General features: G+C 36.3%; 16 protein-coding genes. 7 read left to right on the top strand and 9 right to left on the bottom strand.

Annotated elements, in window-relative coordinates; translation table 11 throughout:
• Nucleotides 1-4: 4 nt before the first annotated feature.
• From ACF3OC_RS09000 to fbaA, 7 genes are all read right to left on the bottom strand, one after another.
• Nucleotides 5-979: an NAD(P)H-quinone oxidoreductase gene (locus tag ACF3OC_RS09000; RefSeq protein ID WP_094282700.1), complete on the bottom strand. Its 975-nt coding sequence runs from the start codon at nt 977-979 to the stop codon at nt 5-7.
• The gene (locus tag ACF3OC_RS08995; protein WP_094282699.1) at nt 980-3,688 is read right to left on the bottom strand and encodes a TonB-dependent receptor; all 2,709 of its coding nucleotides are present in this window, start codon (nt 3,686-3,688) and stop codon (nt 980-982) included. It lies immediately after the preceding gene.
• A gap of 169 nt (nt 3,689-3,857) precedes the next feature.
• On the bottom strand, nt 3,858-4,385 hold the full coding sequence (locus tag ACF3OC_RS08990) for a ferritin (RefSeq protein WP_094258019.1): 528 nt from the start codon (nt 4,383-4,385) through the stop codon (nt 3,858-3,860).
• A gap of 171 nt (nt 4,386-4,556) precedes the next feature.
• Entirely contained in the window at nt 4,557-4,919 is a 363-nt protein-coding gene (locus ACF3OC_RS08985) for a DUF6686 family protein (RefSeq protein WP_094282587.1), read from the bottom strand.
• Nucleotides 4,920-5,266: 347 nt separating this feature from the next.
• Nucleotides 5,267-5,608: a ribosome hibernation-promoting factor, HPF/YfiA family gene (gene hpf, locus ACF3OC_RS08980; protein ID WP_094258021.1), complete on the bottom strand. Its 342-nt coding sequence runs from the start codon at nt 5,606-5,608 to the stop codon at nt 5,267-5,269.
• A gap of 13 nt (nt 5,609-5,621) precedes the next feature.
• Nucleotides 5,622-6,509, bottom strand: coding sequence for a tyrosine-type recombinase/integrase (locus tag ACF3OC_RS08975; protein WP_306427062.1), 888 nt, complete (start codon nt 6,507-6,509; stop codon nt 5,622-5,624).
• A gap of 539 nt (nt 6,510-7,048) precedes the next feature.
• Complete coding sequence (gene fbaA, locus ACF3OC_RS08970) at nt 7,049-8,128, bottom strand: class II fructose-bisphosphate aldolase (protein WP_094258022.1); 1,080 nt, start codon at nt 8,126-8,128, stop codon at nt 7,049-7,051.
• A 177-nt stretch (nt 8,129-8,305) separates the two neighbouring features.
• Between fbaA and ACF3OC_RS08965 the strand changes: the two genes are divergently transcribed.
• From ACF3OC_RS08965 to ACF3OC_RS08950, 4 genes are all read left to right on the top strand, one after another.
• Nucleotides 8,306-8,650: a Spx/MgsR family RNA polymerase-binding regulatory protein gene (locus tag ACF3OC_RS08965; protein ID WP_094282585.1), complete on the top strand. Its 345-nt coding sequence runs from the start codon at nt 8,306-8,308 to the stop codon at nt 8,648-8,650.
• A gap of 7 nt (nt 8,651-8,657) precedes the next feature.
• A complete protein-coding gene (locus ACF3OC_RS08960; protein WP_094258165.1) occupies nt 8,658-10,619 on the top strand; it encodes a M1 family metallopeptidase in 1,962 nt (653 codons plus the stop codon).
• A gap of 3 nt (nt 10,620-10,622) precedes the next feature.
• Nucleotides 10,623-11,327 (top strand): carboxypeptidase-like regulatory domain-containing protein, encoded by a 705-nt coding sequence (locus ACF3OC_RS08955; RefSeq protein WP_141202122.1) that lies wholly within the window; start codon nt 10,623-10,625, stop codon nt 11,325-11,327.
• Between the two features lie 109 nt (nt 11,328-11,436).
• Nucleotides 11,437-12,087, top strand: a complete 651-nt coding sequence (locus ACF3OC_RS08950; RefSeq protein WP_094282590.1) for an NAD(P)-dependent oxidoreductase — start codon at nt 11,437-11,439, stop codon at nt 12,085-12,087.
• 2 nt (nt 12,088-12,089) lie between these two features.
• Here the strand turns inward: ACF3OC_RS08950 and ACF3OC_RS08945 are convergent, their stop codons facing one another.
• The gene (locus ACF3OC_RS08945; RefSeq protein ID WP_094282584.1) at nt 12,090-12,647 is read right to left on the bottom strand and encodes a DUF1543 domain-containing protein; all 558 of its coding nucleotides are present in this window, start codon (nt 12,645-12,647) and stop codon (nt 12,090-12,092) included.
• A 73-nt stretch (nt 12,648-12,720) separates the two neighbouring features.
• Here ACF3OC_RS08945 and ACF3OC_RS08940 point away from each other — a divergent pair, with 73 nt between their 5' ends.
• Nucleotides 12,721-13,617 carry a serine hydrolase gene (locus ACF3OC_RS08940; protein ID WP_094282583.1) on the top strand — a complete coding sequence of 299 codons (897 nt, stop codon included), beginning with the start codon at nt 12,721-12,723 and terminating at the stop codon, nt 13,615-13,617.
• Nucleotides 13,618-13,632: 15 nt separating this feature from the next.
• On the opposite strand, the gene ACF3OC_RS08935 is transcribed toward ACF3OC_RS08940, so the two are convergent.
• Complete coding sequence (locus ACF3OC_RS08935) at nt 13,633-15,351, bottom strand: GMC oxidoreductase (protein WP_094282582.1); 1,719 nt, start codon at nt 15,349-15,351, stop codon at nt 13,633-13,635.
• A 245-nt stretch (nt 15,352-15,596) separates the two neighbouring features.
• Between ACF3OC_RS08935 and ACF3OC_RS08930 the strand changes: the two genes are divergently transcribed.
• Nucleotides 15,597-16,031 carry an Rrf2 family transcriptional regulator gene (locus tag ACF3OC_RS08930; RefSeq protein WP_094258028.1) on the top strand — a complete coding sequence of 145 codons (435 nt, stop codon included), beginning with the start codon at nt 15,597-15,599 and terminating at the stop codon, nt 16,029-16,031.
• Between the two features lie 39 nt (nt 16,032-16,070).
• A complete protein-coding gene (locus ACF3OC_RS08925) occupies nt 16,071-16,469 on the top strand; it encodes a group III truncated hemoglobin (protein WP_094282581.1) in 399 nt (132 codons plus the stop codon).
• The last annotated feature ends 79 nt before the right edge of the window (nt 16,470-16,548 follow it).

Below are 16,548 nucleotides of genomic sequence, written 5' to 3'. Positions count from 1 at the left end.
GTATTTAGCTTTCCATTCTGAGCACTATTTTACCGTACTGTTCTGAACTCTCAAAATCGCGATGTGCCGCTACAACCTCCTCTAAGGGATAGATTTTTGTTAACACTGGCTTCAGCTCCCCTTTTTCAATAAGAGGTAAAATATTTGTTTCAATTTCTTTGGTTAACCTGGATTTGAATTCAATATCCCTACTGCGCAAAGTCGACCCGGTCAATAAAATCCGTTTCTGCATCAGCCTTAAAAGATTCAACTCGACCTTGGCTCCTGCTACTGCATTGATCTGGATCAAACGACCATCTTCATTCAATATATTCAGATGTTTATGGAAATATTCTCCACCTATACTATCTAATACTACATCCACACCCAAATCTTTCAATACCTTCTCAAAATCTTCTTCCTTATAGTTAATGGCAATATCTGCACCGAGTTCTAAAGCTATTACTTTCTTCTCCTCAGAACCGACCGTTGTATACACCATTGCACCAAAACTCTTAGCTAATTGAATAGCTGTGGAACCGATACCTCCTGTTCCGCCGTGAATCAAAACATGGTCAGCTTTTCGTAATCCTCCTCTTTCAAAAAGATTATTCCATACCGTATATATGGTTTCAGGTAAGGCTGCTGCCTCTTCAAAGGAAAGGTTTTTAGGCTTCAGTAAACAAACCCTTTCTGAAACACATACCTGCGAAGCATAACCAGCGCCCGGAAGTAAGGCCATCACCGAGTCCCCAACCTTAAATCTCCGAGCTGATGGCCCAACTGAACGAATAATACCAGAAACTTCCAATCCCGGAATATCCTGAGGAACACCTTCCATTGCTGGATAATTCCCTTTTCGCTGAAATACATCGGGACGATTAATGCCAGCTGCCTTAACTTCAATTAATACCTCTTCGCCCTTCGGAATCAAGTCCTCTAAGTTTTCTATCTCAAACACTTCCGGCCCACCAAAGCCTTTCATTACTGCTGCTTTCATCTATTTGTTAGGATAAGTTTGCAACCTCAAATTAAAGGTTAACATAAAATATCGACCAAGTCGATTGTTCCTGGATTCAAAGACATCATTCCCTACATAGGAGGTCATAACTCCCACGTTTTTATTCTGGTCCATAATATCATTACACTGAAGCCTGATCAAGGCCGCTTTATTCTTTAAAAAACTATATTCTAAATAGGTATTGATAATTGTTGGGTTTACATCACTCAATTCACTTACATAACCATTATAGAATTTCTGCGAGACCTCGGCACCAATAACAAATTTATCCGTTAGATACCCACGTCCAGCCAAACTCAATAAAAATGAATGCGCTGCAATCTTATTTTTGTATGGCAATTCATAAGTCGCCCTGTTCAAGAAATAATTGGTATTAAAAACTGATTCAAAATATTCATTCGGTAAGTACCTTAATTGAACATTCTGATTAAACAGAACTTGCTTAGTGGTACTCTTTGCGCTATCGATGTACGATAGGTTATTATAATAATCTACATTTCCTGATAGTCCAAGGTTCAAAACATCCGAGAAAACTGGAGAATTGAACTCATAATACCATTTGATATCATAATAGCCATCTGTGTTTTCAAAAGTAGTTTCCTGAATGGTCTCATTTGAAATAGCCCGTTTTGCAGTAACAATCTTATTTGCAATAAAAGTATAGGCAAAATCCGTCTGAAAATATTGTCCTCGAGTTGGCACAAACTTTCTTAAAGTCGTCGAAAACTGATTGGAAAACTCAGCCTTCAATGCTGGGTTACCAACGATAATATTCCGTGAACTGGAATTGTCTCGCACTGGAGAAATATGCAGAAACGTAGGCTGGATATTCTTTCCTAAATAGGCAACCTTTAGCTCCAAATCATTGCTAAACTTATAGCGAACTGTGGTCGAAGGCACCAGGTTGACATTGTTGTATTTATATTCCGTGGAATCTCCTTTTACACGTCCTGAAAGATTAACCGGTTGAACTGAAAACCCCATATTGACCCTAAATTTATTATTGGGTTCATACTGATAATTCAAGCCTGTCTTAAAACTCTTAAATTGGTAGGCATAATTCATCGCCAAGGAATCCACATAACCTCCACCTAAGAAATATGGATCCCGCACCGTTCGAACTGCCTCAATATTGGTAATATCCATATCATGGAAAATCTCCAATAAACTATGTTCATAGAATGGCTCCACATAGGATATGGAGGTTTTTAATCCTGAGCCATCGTTTCGCGCATCAACCAATTGGCGCTGCTCATAGCGACTCTGTGTCGGAATTACTCCAGTCGAATCAAAACGCTTATAATATTCAGAAATAACATCATCCTTGGTTAAGGATTGATAATTTAGCTTCAAATCTCCAACCAACTTTCTACCTGGTTTCTTGAAATACTTCGAGTATAACATCGAAATATCCGCCGATGGTTTACTATTGATGGAAGTGTCTTGGCGATTTCCCTCATCCCTGATTTTACGATTTGTTAAATCAGTACTCCTATGGTTATAAAAGTATTCTCTATTATATGAAAATTTAGGACTGATCTTTAATACATCATTGTTCTTGAACTTAGCATTCATTTCCAAATTGAAGGTATGCATATTATCATAGGACCTATTGGTATACTTTTCAAACCGATGGATATTATATCCTGGATAGGAAGAAGTCAACAAGGAAGTACCTTCAGTAAGATTGAACTTGCTCTGATAGGAATATCCTCCATTAATACTCACTCTTTCCCCGAGATTATCGGTGAAGGAAATCCCAATTGAACCTAATTTATTCAAACCATCATTGGGATCCGAAAAATCACCGACTTCAGAAAGATCCGTATTTCTACCGCCGGCACCATCCGGAGATCCAAATAAAAATAAACTGGTATTGGTATTATTAATGGACCCAACAATTGACATCTCCTGTCCATCATTGAATTTATTGATCCCTAAACTACCAATAAATCGATCACTCGTTCCGGCCCCTAAAGTTCCTTGACCAAAGGTTATCCGCTTCTTATCAGGTTGTAAAACGATATTGATAATCTTTTCCGGTTCCGTGGTTTTTATTCCTTTGGCGGTGGAAAGATCTCCATAATCATTGATCACTTCGATCTGCTTTACAAATTCCGATGGTAAATTCCGGGTTGCTGTTAATAAATCCCCACTAAAAAACTTCTTCCCGTCCACACGTACTCCCCGAATCAATTGTCCATTATAATAGGTTGTCCCATCCCGTAACACCTGAAATCCAGGTAGCATTTTTATCGCTTCCTCCAATAAGGAATGCTCCGGAAAAGAAAATGCCCGCATATTGAACTGTATGGTATCCCCTAAATCAATGACTGGAATAATCTTTTCGACACGAACTTCGGGAATTAAGGTAGACTGTGGATAGAGGGTTACCCTTGGAATCAATATCCTGTTAATAAAAATAGTGGTTGCCACACTCTTGTTAATGATCTGAAATCCAAGCATGCTAAAGGAAATATTAAGGTTTTTCCCTTTGACATTATTGAATTTATAGAAGCCATTTTCATCGGTAATGGCGCTCATGGTGTCTAAATGGCTAACTAATCTTACTGAAGCGCCTTTAATGCCTAAACCAGTGCTATCTGCGACAACACCTTCAACAGTTTTCAAGTCAACTTGAGCTTGTAGCTCCGGAAGACCTAAAAATGTAAAAAGCAAAATAAGCATACTTGACCAGTAATTTCTCACAGAGCAATAGACTAAATTGGCATTCTAAAATCCACTAATTTACGATAAACTGAAATTTACTTATAAAACGTATAAACTGAAAATAATTGTATAAAAAAAAGGGGCTAAAATAACATTTTAGCCCCTTTTTTATTTTTTTTAAAAAATATTATTCGCCGTCAAAGGTAACTTTCACCAAATGGCGGTCAATTTCCCAACGACCAGTACCTTCTTCACCAATAACATCGAACAATTCTAGGATACGTCTTGCAACATATTCTTCCTCTACTTGCTCTTCTAAGAACCATTGGATAAAGTTAAAAGTAACAAAGTCTTTTGCTTTGAAACATTTGTCAGCAATTTTGTTGAATTGCTCTGTTACGAACATTTCTTGCTCTAATGTTTGCTCAAATACTCCTCTGAAGGATTCAAAATCTACAGGTACATTCGTGATTTCTGGAGAAATCGCACGACCACCACGATCACTGATGTATTTGAAGATCTTTAACATATGTGTACGCTCTTCGTCTGATTGCTTAGCAAAGAAATCTGCTGCGTTATCAAGACCTTGATCATCACACCATGCAGACATTGCTAAATATAATGCTGATGAATGTGCTTCGATTTTTACTTGTGCATTCAATATGTTTTCAATCTCTTCGGAGATAGATGTTTTTAATTTCAATAAATCTTTCATAATAAATTTTCCTTTTTATGTAATAACATTGAGAAACCTTATGTTGATTTCTGTTCTACAAATATAAAGGGAAAAGAAAAAATTAGTATGAAAAATATGCAATACAAATTCAGTCTAAATTAGCTAGAAAAATAGCTAATTTATTTAGAATCAATATAATTATAAAGAGAGTTAAATTGCTAGGATTGCTTTCGACTGAAGGCAAGCTTTTATCTCACTATTTAGCTCTATCATAAATTTTGCACCCGATAAAATCTCCTTTAACTTAAGGATATCCTGTGGAGATAGAATAAAGATACTATCGGTTCTAAACGGCATAACAATCTCAAAATCAAACGCTCTGGAAGAATTATTCAACATCATCTCGATATCAATCGAATCAATCCTCTTCTTAAAAGCAAAGAAATCCCGAACCTTAAAGGCAGTAGTACTTCCTTGAAAATCTAACCAATAACAGTTTTTACGGCTACATTGGTATACAGCCCCACTCTCCGTTTGGAATATTTCTTCAAAGTTTGCTAATGGACAAATCATGCGCTTATTTCAATTTGGAACAAATCTAAATATTGTTAAGAATTATTCCAAATAAAAAGGAAATTAGATGTGAGATATTAGATGTGAGATCTGAGATAGAAGAAAGAAGTTATTAGTATTGAGATGTGGGATATGTTATGTGTGATAGAAAGTCTGAAATAAAGTCGCCAAACATCAATTTTCAAAATATCTAGCCCCCTTACCTAGCAGTTCTACTATCTCAATACTCAAATCTCAATACTCATATCTATTTTCTACTATCTCAAATCTAAAATCTCACATCTCATATCTTGCAACAAGAAAAGGCTCCTTATTTTGGAGCCTTTCTTGTGATTAAAATATTGTTATTAAAATTCTTCTTCTTGATTTAATACTTCTTTGTGATTACTTAGATTAGTTCTTGTTTTGGTTTTGTGTTTGTTAATCTGTCGTCTAATAGATTCGATGGCAATATCAGTTGCTTCTTCGAAACTTTTAGCTTGTGCTTTGGCAAACAATTGATTACCAGGAATATTAAATTTAAGTTCAACTATTTTGTTCGCCTCATCTTCTACGTTTTCAAGCCTGAGGTAACATACTCCTTCGATAATGTTATCCAAGAATTGATTTAATTTTTCCGTTCTCTTCTTAATGAACTCGATTAGTTTACTGTCAGCATTAAATTTAATAGATTGCACTGTAATGTTCATTTTTCCTCCTTTTTTAAGCTTTTGGATGTGCTTGTTTATAAATTGATTTTAATCGTTCAGCTGAATTATGGGTATAAACCTGTGTTGCCGATAACCCAGCATGACCTAATAATTCTTTAATGGCATTTAAATCTGCACCGTTGTCCAACAGGGCTGTCGCAAAGCTGTGCCGCAATACATGCGGACTACGTTTCTTTTGGGAAGTTATACTGCTTAAATATTTTTTAACAATTCGGTATATCAGTTTAGGATATGCTGCCTTCCCTTCTTTGCTAACGATCAATTCCGATGAATTGTTTTCAAAATTCTTGGCTTTCTTTAATTCCAGGTATTTTTTCAATTCATCCACTAATGTTTGGTGAATCGGAACAAAACGCTCCTTGCTCCTTTTTCCGAATATAAGTATTTTTTTATTATAAAAATCAATATCCTCCGCCTTTATTTTTAATAATTCCGCCAAACGGATACCAGTTCCAAATAATAGTTCCAATACAATAAAATCCCTGATTTCCTCAAATTCCCCCGAACCGGAATTCATCTGCTCCAGTAACCTAACCATCTTGTCTTTCTCCACAACAACCGGTAACTTCTTGGCTGTTTTTAAAGATTTGATCAAGGTGATAGGATTCTGACTGATCAATCCCTCCCGCATCAAGAATTTATAGAATGACTTCAAGGAAGAGATCGCACGGTTTACAGATGTCGCTTCTTTTCCATGCTCCTTTAAAGTCGAAAAGTAATACCTCAAAAATCGATAATCAACCTCTTCAAACTGTAAACCCTCTACTTCCAAAAAATGTAAGAACGATGTGATCTCACGCTCGTATGCAATGATAGTATGCTCAGAATATCGCTTTTCAAATTTTAAATAATTAATAAATCGCTCCTTATACATCTTCATTTGCTTCTTAATGTAATATTAAGGATAATAAATCGTAAAATATGTGATAACAGACAATTTTACAATTGACTTATTTTACATTCTTACAGCTCTAGCACTATTACATCATCCTTATAATTATATACGTCCAATCTACTCATTTTAGTACCCGCAAATCACATATTTAATTATAATTAACAGTTCCACCCTTTTCTCAGACAAACCTGAAAAATCCCGCTGGGATTAATAAGATTTTAATCCATTCCATTCTCCAATCTAATTCTACGATCTACCGGATATCAACCGGACCTTCTTCGGACATTCTTCGGATATTGGTCGCAAAAACTCGAACAAGGTCCGACCGAAATCCGTAGAAGCTGAGGAGAAATTCCGGTAATATAGGGATCTTGCCTTGTTGTATTGCTAAATGAATATAGAAGTACCTATATAGAGAAAAAAGGAATAGTAGATCAGAATTCTGCAATTAGAAAATTTAGGGCACAAAAAAAGAGCTGTTCATAGGAACAGCTCTTCTGTATCGGTTAATTCTTTAAAAAGAATTACAATTTATCATTAGCATTGATTGCGTTCAATTCAGCAAAAGCTTGCTCTAAACGTTCAACAAAAGCTTCTTCACCTTTACGTAACCAAACACGTGGGTCATAGTATTTTTTATTAGGAGAATCAGCACCTTCAGGGTTTCCGATTTGCGCTTGTAGGTAATCATGGTTTTTAGCCTCGTATTTTCTAACGCCATCCCAGAATGCCCATTGCATATCCGTATCGATATTCATTTTAATCGCTCCATAAGAGATTGCTTCAGCGATTTCTTCAGGTGAAGAACCTGAACCACCATGGAATACAAAGTTTACAGGTTTCTCAGCAGTAAGATTAAATTTCTCACGGATATACTCTTGAGAATTATGAAGAATAACAGGTTGCAATTTTACGTTTCCTGGTTTGTAAACACCATGAACGTTTCCGAATGCTGCAGCTACAGTGAATTTATCAGAAACTTTAGATAATTCTTCAAATGCATATGCCACCTCTTCAGGTTGAGTATATAATTTTGAGCTATCTACATCCGAGTTATCAACTCCATCTTCTTCACCACCAGTTACACCTAATTCAATCTCTACAGTCATACCTAGAGGTTTCATACGCTCTAAGTATTTTTTAGAAATCTCAATATTTTCTTCCAATGGTTCCTCAGAAAGGTCTAACATATGAGAAGAGAACAAAGGTTTGCCATGAAGAGCAAAGAATTTTTCACCAGCATCTAATAAACCATCAATCCAAGGCAATAATTTCTTAGCAGCATGGTCCGTATGTAAAATTACAGCAACACCATAATGTTCTGCTAATAAATGTACGTGCTGAGCAGCAGAAATTGCACCCAAGATACATGCTTGTAGTTTATCATTGTTTAATGATTTACCAGCATAGAATTGAGCACCACCATTTGATAATTGAATGATTACAGGTGAGTTCACTTTCTTTGCTGTTTCCATCACAGCATTGATAGAATCTGTACCAATAATATTTACCGCAGGTAATGCGAATTTATGCTCTTTAGCTATCTCAAATAGCTCTTGTACTTGATCTCCAGTTAAAACTCCTTTGAAATCTTTTAGGCTCATAGTATAATTTCTAAATTTTATAAATATCAATAAAGATAAAGTTTTTTTGTTACTTCAAAGAATATAGTGTAAAAATTACACTAAGAACTTTTCCCCCTTCCATTTCCTAATCCAATAGCAATTAAATATTTTATTAATATCTTTAGCTGAATATATTCATTCAAATAATTATTAAATATGCTTCAGGTATACGGTATAAAAAATTGTAATACAGTAAAAAAAGCCATCGATTGGTTAACAGAAAACAAAAAAGAATTTGTTTTTCATGATTATAAAAAAGAACCAGCTACACTTGAAAAATTAGAATCGTGGGAGAAAGAAGTCTCCTGGGAACAATTATTGAATAAAAAAGGTACGACCTGGAGAAAACTTAGTCCAGAGGATCAAGCTGCCGTCAAAGACTCCAAAAGCGCGAATAAAGCATTATTATCCAATAATAGCATGATTAAAAGACCTTTGATCGAAGGCCCTAAGGGCATCATTTTAGGTTTTGATGAAGAAGAATACAAATCTAAATTATAAACGAAGCATGAATAAATCTATTATTAAAATATCCTTAGGCCTATTACTGGCGCAAGCAGGTATTTTACAAAGTACGTTTGCTCAAAAGGTTGAAAGTAAATATGATTACAAAGAGGCCTTCAAACCTGGGTTCTACACGACCAATGGAAATGTATATCGCTCGGCATCCGGAAAACCAGGGCAATTATACTGGCAAAATGCGGCTAGCTATGATATCAAAGTAAGCCTTGATGATAAAACCCATGAGGTAAAGGGAACTGTAAAAATCCATTACACCAATAATAGTCCTGACCAACTGGATTTTATTTGGCTACAATTGGAACAGAATTTATTTAATCAAAAATCGATTGGACAAGCAGTTGTTCCATTGACCAATAGTCGATACGGAGACTCTAGCTCTGACTTCAACGGTGGTTACAGTATTTCCAATGTAACCGGTGGCGGAAAGAAAGATGTGAAATATAGTATCAATGATACCCGAATGCGAGTTGACCTCCCTACTCCATTAGCAGCTAATGGCGGTAAAACGGAGATCAGCATGGACTTCTCTTATATAGTTCCACAATATGGAGCTGATAGAACGGGAATCCTTCCAACTGAGAATGGGGACATTTATGCAATTGCTCAATGGTATCCTAAAGTATCTGTTTATGATGACATTACCGGCTGGAATACACTACCTTACTCTGGACCAGGTGAATTTTATCTTGAATATGGAGACTTCAACATTGAGGTTACTGCTCCAGCAAACCATATTGTTGTTCTAGGTGGTGAATTATTGAACCCAGAAGAAGTTTGGACCAAGGAACAGTTGGACCGTTATAACAAAGCTAAGGCTAGTGATAAGACGGTTATTATTCGTTCTCAAGATGAGGTTACCAATAAGAACTCTAGACCCAACAAATCTACCCTGACTTGGAAATATCGCTTAGAAAACGCAAGGGATGTTGCTTGGGCATCATCCAAAGCATTTATTATTGATGGAGCAAAAATGAATCTTCAGGAAGGTAAAACTGCTTTGGCATTATCAGCTTATCCGAAAGAAAGTAATGGTGGAAATGCTTGGGAAAGATCTACAGAATATACGAAGGCATCCATTGAATATTATTCGAAGAAATGGCATAATTATCCTTACCCAGTAGCAGTCAATGTGGCTTCCAATGTAGGTGGTATGGAATATCCAGCAATTGTATTCTGTGGTAGCAAGGCAAAAGCTGGAAGTTTATGGGGAGTTACGGACCATGAGTTTGGACACATCTGGTTTCCTATGATTGTAGGGTCAAATGAACGTCTTTATGCATGGATGGATGAGGGTTTCAACACCTTTATCAATGACCTTTCCACAGAAGCCTTCAATAATGGTGAATACTTCAGAAGAATGGGTGATAGAAATGCGATGGCCAAAGCGTTGATGCATCCGAATTTGGAACCCATTATGGTTTCTCCACAAGGCATGAAAGAGCGTAATATTGGTCTTTTGGCATATTACAAACCAGGATTTGCATTGCGTTTATTAAGAGATGAAGTATTAGGTCCTGAAAGGTTTGATGCTGCTTTTAGAAAATACATTGATTATTGGGCATATAAACACCCTACTCCAAATGATTTTTTCCGTACCATTGAAAATGAAACCGGAGAAAATTTAAATTGGTTCTGGAGAGGCTGGTTCCAAAACAACTGGGCTTTGGATCAAGCAATAACCGAGGTTAATTATGTTGAACTAGATCCTGCAAAAGGTGCAGTAATCAGTATTGAAAACCTACAAAAAATGGCAATGCCTGTAGTTGTGGAAGCTACAACAGTAAGTGGCAAGAAAGTAAGAAAAAAATTACCAGTTGAAGTTTGGGAAAGAAATACAACTTGGAAATTTGTTTTGAATACTACAGAAAAGCTTTCAAGCGTTAAAATAGATCCAGACAATGTTTATCCTGATATTAATCCGGACAACAATACCTGGACATCAAAATAATTTATGAAGATAAACAAGAATTTATGGTTAATAGTTATGTTGTTTTTGGGCAACATAACTATTTCCTTTGGGCAGGAAATTAAAGGGATAGTTTTTGATTTGGAAACCAGTAAAAAAATACCGGAAGTACAGATCAAGAACTTAAGGACAAATGATGAGGTAAAAACCGATCTACAAGGAAACTTTACCATTCCGGGTAAGCTTAATGATTATTTAAGTTTAATGGTCCGCGGTTATGACCGTGATACAGCCTTCATTTATCAGGAAGGAATTACCAGGATTTATCTTGTAAATGATAAAAGTACGATTACCATTGATGAGGTCGTCGTATCAAAAATTACAGATAGCCGCTTAACGCGAGAGATTGAGCGTGCAAAGAACAACAGCAAGGCTGCAGAAACAAGCCCTACTCGAGGAGGTCTACGGGTTTCACCATCCAGGTTATTTGGCAAAGAAGCTAAACAAGCCAGAGCTTCCATTGAAATATTAGAATTAGAAAGAGAACAAAGAAATGTGGATCGTGTATTTACAAACGATTTAATCCTTTCATTGATTCCAATGGAGAAACAGGAACTTCTTCTATTTAAAGATGGATACAGACCAACTTATGAATTTATCAGACAGGCTTCAAAAGAAGATTTAACAGCCTATATTATTGATTCTTATGCGAAGTTCAAAAAGAACAAAGCAGAGCCAATCAAGCAATAATTATTGGATTTGAATTAAACATTTAACCATATAAATTGTATAAGAACAGGTTGGCAATCCGTGATTAATGGAAACCCAACCTGTTTTTTTTAATCAAAAAGTATATACTATGAAGGTAGCATTAATTGGAGCAACAGGATATGTTGGTTCTCATATTTTGGAAGAACTTATTCATCGGAATTTTGAAGTCACTGCCATCGCAAGGCATGTTGATGACATCAAGGATAAACAGAATGTAATCGCTGTACAAATGGATGTGATGCATGACACTAGTCTTGGAAGTGCATTAAATGGTAATGATGTGGTGATTTCGGCATTTAATGCAGGCTGGACTAATCCTGAGATTTATGATGATTATTTAGAAGGATCCAGACATATCTTAAAAGAATTAAAGGAAACTGGAATAAAGCGTTTCATTGTCATTGGAGGTGCAGGAAGTCTCTTGGATGAAAATGACAATAGGCTTGTTGACGATCCTAAATTTCCAAAGGAAATAAAACCTGGTGCCTTGGCAGCTGCGGATTTTTATGAAATTATCCAGCGTGAAGATGAATTGGATTGGACTTTTTTAAGTCCTGCCATTGAAATGAATCCATCTGCAAAAGGAAGTAGAACTGGAAAATACAGAACTGGAACTGATCATCCTGTATTTGATCATGATGGGCATTCCATGATTTCCGTTGAAGATTTAGCAGTAGCGATTGTGGATGAAATTGAAAATAAGAAGTTTATTAAAAAAAGATTTACAGTAGGGTATTAACCCTACTGTAAATTTTGTTCCATCAATTTACTGATCTTTAAATACCCCACTTCCAAGGGATCCTCTACCCCTTCCGTATGAAGTACAATCTGAATTTGATATTTGTCTTTTAACGTTGCACTGAGCATATCCGAAACTTCATAGATATCATCAACATCAATTCCGTATTTATCATCGATATGGGATGATTCATGATGTTTCCAAAACACTGTATCTTTAGCAACTTTTGTCGCTTCAGCTAAATCTTTCGCAACCACTAATTGCTTATAATGATATTCCTCCATGTCATTGGGTTTATAACCACCTAGATTTACAAAAAACAATTTTGCTGAATCAGCTAACTTTGATTCAGATTTTGGTAAAACCGCAATCTTATGCGTGGCTACTTGAGATACTTTTCTCCAGGAATCAATATGCATTTTACCTTCCAATGCAGGCCAAAATTCATTCATTTGAGGAACCAAATCTTTCAAGTTATTTGCAATTCCAAAGAATACATCATGCTGTTCGGTAAACCTTCCGACCGGTTTTCCACCAATCACAATCATAAATAAATCCATAGTATTTGATTGTATTTTAATTATCCCTTATTATTTTTTTATCTTCGATTTTATAATAAAATTAAAATTTACCATGAAGAATCTAACCAGTTTATGTATTATTTTTTTATTTATTGTATCACAGGTACATGGGCAAAAAACTGATAAAAAGCTTGCTGCCAAAATCAATCAAGCTATTGAAGGTTTCCAAGGGGATGTGGGTATTTATGTCAAGCATTTAAAGCAAAATAAAGAAGTTAACATCAATGCAGACAGTATTTTTCCAACCGCGAGCGTGGTTAAGGTTCCGATTCTAGTGGGGGTATTTCAGAAAATAAAAGATGGGGAATTAAGATTAGACCAAAAGTTTTTGTATCGAGATTCGAGGGCTTATGGCGGTTCAGGTCTTATGCAATTTTTCAAAGACAGTACAGAAACTGATCTTTCTACACTCATTGGCTTGATGTTAAGTTATAGTGATAATGTGACTTCCATTTGGTGTCAGGAATTGGCTGGAGGTGGACAAGCCATTAACCCAATCATGGATCAGTTGGGATTGACCAATACAAAAGTGAATTCCAGAACTGTGGGTAGAGAAGATATTTGGAAGAAATATGGTTGGGGGCAAACTACGCCAAAAGAAATGGCAAATCTATATGAGTTTATTAGAAATGGAAAAGTAGTTTCTCCTGCACATTCAGATAAAATGTATAGATTCTTAAAGAACCAATTTTACAATGAAAGATCATTATCTCAATTTCCGGCTGAAATAAGTACCATCGACAAAACAGGTTCATTGGATGAATCACGGAACGAGGTGGTTCTGGTAAATGCTCCACATGGTGATTTTATATTCTCTATTTTCACCAACAACAATAAAGATCGAAGCTGGACAAAGAGCAATGCAGCTGAGAATTTGACCAAGAAAATCGCCAATATAATTTGGAATCACTACGAAGCTGATTTTACGCCTTATCCTCAAATCGACTAAGAAAATACCAGAATACTATAAATTACCTTTTTTTATTTCTTCCATTGCGTAATGACAGGCTCTGGCGGTTAATGCCATATACAGGATTGAGGGGCTTTGGTTTCCGGTACTTGTCATACAAGCACCGTCGGTTACAAATACATTGGGACATAAATGCAATTGATTCCATTTGTTCAACATGGAATTTGTAGGATCAGTACCCATTCTCACTCCTCCCATCTCGTGGATATCTAATCCAGGGGCGATTTTGTTGTCATGTACATTAATATTCTGACAGCCTGCTACCTTAAGCATTTCTGCACTTTGAGTGAGAAAATCCGCCAACATTTTTTCATCATTGTCATCATAATCCACGGATGTAATCAGTTGGGGCATTCCGTACTTATCTTTTTCAGTAGCTGATAAACTCACTTGATTGGAGGCTTTCATAATCGTTTCACCTTGCATATACATATACACATACCATGGTCCAACTTCACTTAGATTATCCTTGAAAGCAGCTCCCACTTCAGGGAGATTCTTATCAACCCTACCTCGATGTCGTCTTGCCGCAAGAAAGGTTGTATAGCCGCCTACGAAAGGACGATCCTGTTTTCCTAGGTTCACATAATTGGCTAGAATATTTTCTGAAGGATTTCTACCGAAATAATAATCCTCCAAAAAGCCGGGAACATCCGCAGAAACTGAGCCTCTATAATTATGAAAACCAATATATTTCCCCAATAGTCCATGGTCATTTCCCAATCCATGCGGAAAGCGTTGTGACTTAGAATTTAGAAGAATGAGGTTCGAATTTAAGGTTGAAGCATTTAAAAATATTATCTTGGAATAATAAGTAGTCTCTTCATTAGTTTCCGTATTCAATACGCGTACTCCACTGGCCCTACCTAGCTTTTCATCGTAAAGAATTACTTTGACCAAACTGTTGGGTTTGAGTGTCAGGTTTCCAGTCTTTTCTGCCCAAGGAATGGTTGATGAAACCGAGCTAAAATAACCTCCAAAAGGGCAACCACTCATACAGGCATTTCTAGCTTGACAATTTACTCGACCTTGTTGTTTATGGATATCCTTGGCTTCAGTTAAATGAGCCCAGCGCGCATGAACGAGATATCTGTTTTTATAGTGATTTAGAATGGAATCACGAATATGAAGTTCAACTTTATTAAAATCAAATGGGGGGAGAAATTCGCCATCGGGCATGGACTCCAGATGATCCTGCGTTCCACAGACGCCAATATATTTTTCGACATGTGTGTACCAATCGGCAACATCATCGTAACCAATTGGCCAGTTCATGCCATAATTCAATCTTTCAGGGGCAGTAAATTCAAAATGGCTCCAACGTTGGCAAGCCCTGCCCCAAATGAGCGACTTCCCGCCAACCTGATAACCTCGAATCCAATCGAATGGTTTCTCTTGTATATATTCTTGATCCTTATCCTTGGTAAAGAAGTGTTTATTGCTCTCTCCTATTCCAGCAGCCCTACTTGCAATTGGATTTTCTTTACGAAATGCTTTACTGAGACCTCCAGCATGCGGGAATTCCCAAGGGTCCATATTCGCGGTAGGATAATCAACAATATGCTTGACATTCCTGCCGCGTTCCAAAAGAAGAGTCTTTAAATTTCCTTCACAGAGTTCCTTTGCTGCCCAACCCCCAGAAATCCCTGAACCAATGACAATGGCATCAAAATATTGATCCGAAGATTGATCGACTTTATTATCTATTATCATTGTACATAAATTTTGCTGCTGAATCAGCTATTTCTGAAAGATGAAAATCCCTTTAGTTAGGAATTCGATGTTTTAATTAAATGGTTATTAGAAACTAATTAAACAAATAATCAGGATAATTACAAATAACTCGCAAAGAGCGAATTGTCCAAAAACCAAGAATCATAATAAAATGACATTCTTATTTAAGACAAAACACTCTTAAATGAAAAATACTCCTTATCTTTGATTCATAGAAATAAAATATGTTTTCAAAAGCCTGTGAACACGGAATAAAAGCGATCATTTACATTGCCACCCAATCATTGGAGGGGAACCGCGTAAAAATTACGGAGGTATCCGAGCATACGGGAACGCCAGAGGCATTTACGGCGAAGGTATTGGGTTTATTAACGAAACATAATGTCCTACATTCAATTAAAGGACCTTTTGGGGGATTCGAAATGGACCATGATCAAATCCATCAAACTACCCTATCGCAAATAGTCAAGGCGGTGGATGGTGATGAAATATTTATGGGTTGTGGACTAGGTTTAAAAGAATGTAATGCCTTAAAGCCATGTCCAATGCACAATAGCTTTGTGAAAATAAGAACAGATTTAAAAGATATGCTGGAAAGTACAACAGTGTACCAATTGGCAGTAGGCTTAATATCTGGAGAGAGTATTTTAATCAGGTAGATTGAACTCGAAAAGTTTAGAGAAGGAAAAGTAAAAGTAATGGAAAATCAAAAACGTGACATCCAGAATATGGATGATATAAAGGCGGTAGTAAATGAATTTTACGGATATATTCGTGAGGATGAATTATTAGGGCCTATATTCAATGGTATTATTCAAGACCGTTGGGCTGAGCATCTGGAAAAGATGTATAGATTTTGGCAAACGGTTTTATTGGAGGAGCATACTTATTATGGTAGTCCATTTCCACCCCATGCAAAACTTCCAGTAGAGAAGCGTCATTTTGACCAATGGTTGGCTTTATTTTCTAGAACAGTGGATAACTTATTTGCTGGAGAAAAGGCAGAACGCGCAAAATGGCAAGGAGCTCGAATGGCAGAGATGTTCCAATATAAAATTGAATATTATCAAAACAACAATCTTAAGCCACTAATTTAAAAAACCATATAACAACTATTTAGATAGGCTATATTCTAAGCTATTTTTTTAAGCTATGAATATTGTTATAGTTGCTTCC

Origin of the sequence: Sphingobacterium cellulitidis, assembly GCF_043187465.1 — a bacterium.
Classification (GTDB): Bacteria; Bacteroidota; Bacteroidia; order Sphingobacteriales; family Sphingobacteriaceae; genus Sphingobacterium; species Sphingobacterium cellulitidis.
This window is presented reverse-complemented; position numbering and strand designations above follow the sequence as displayed.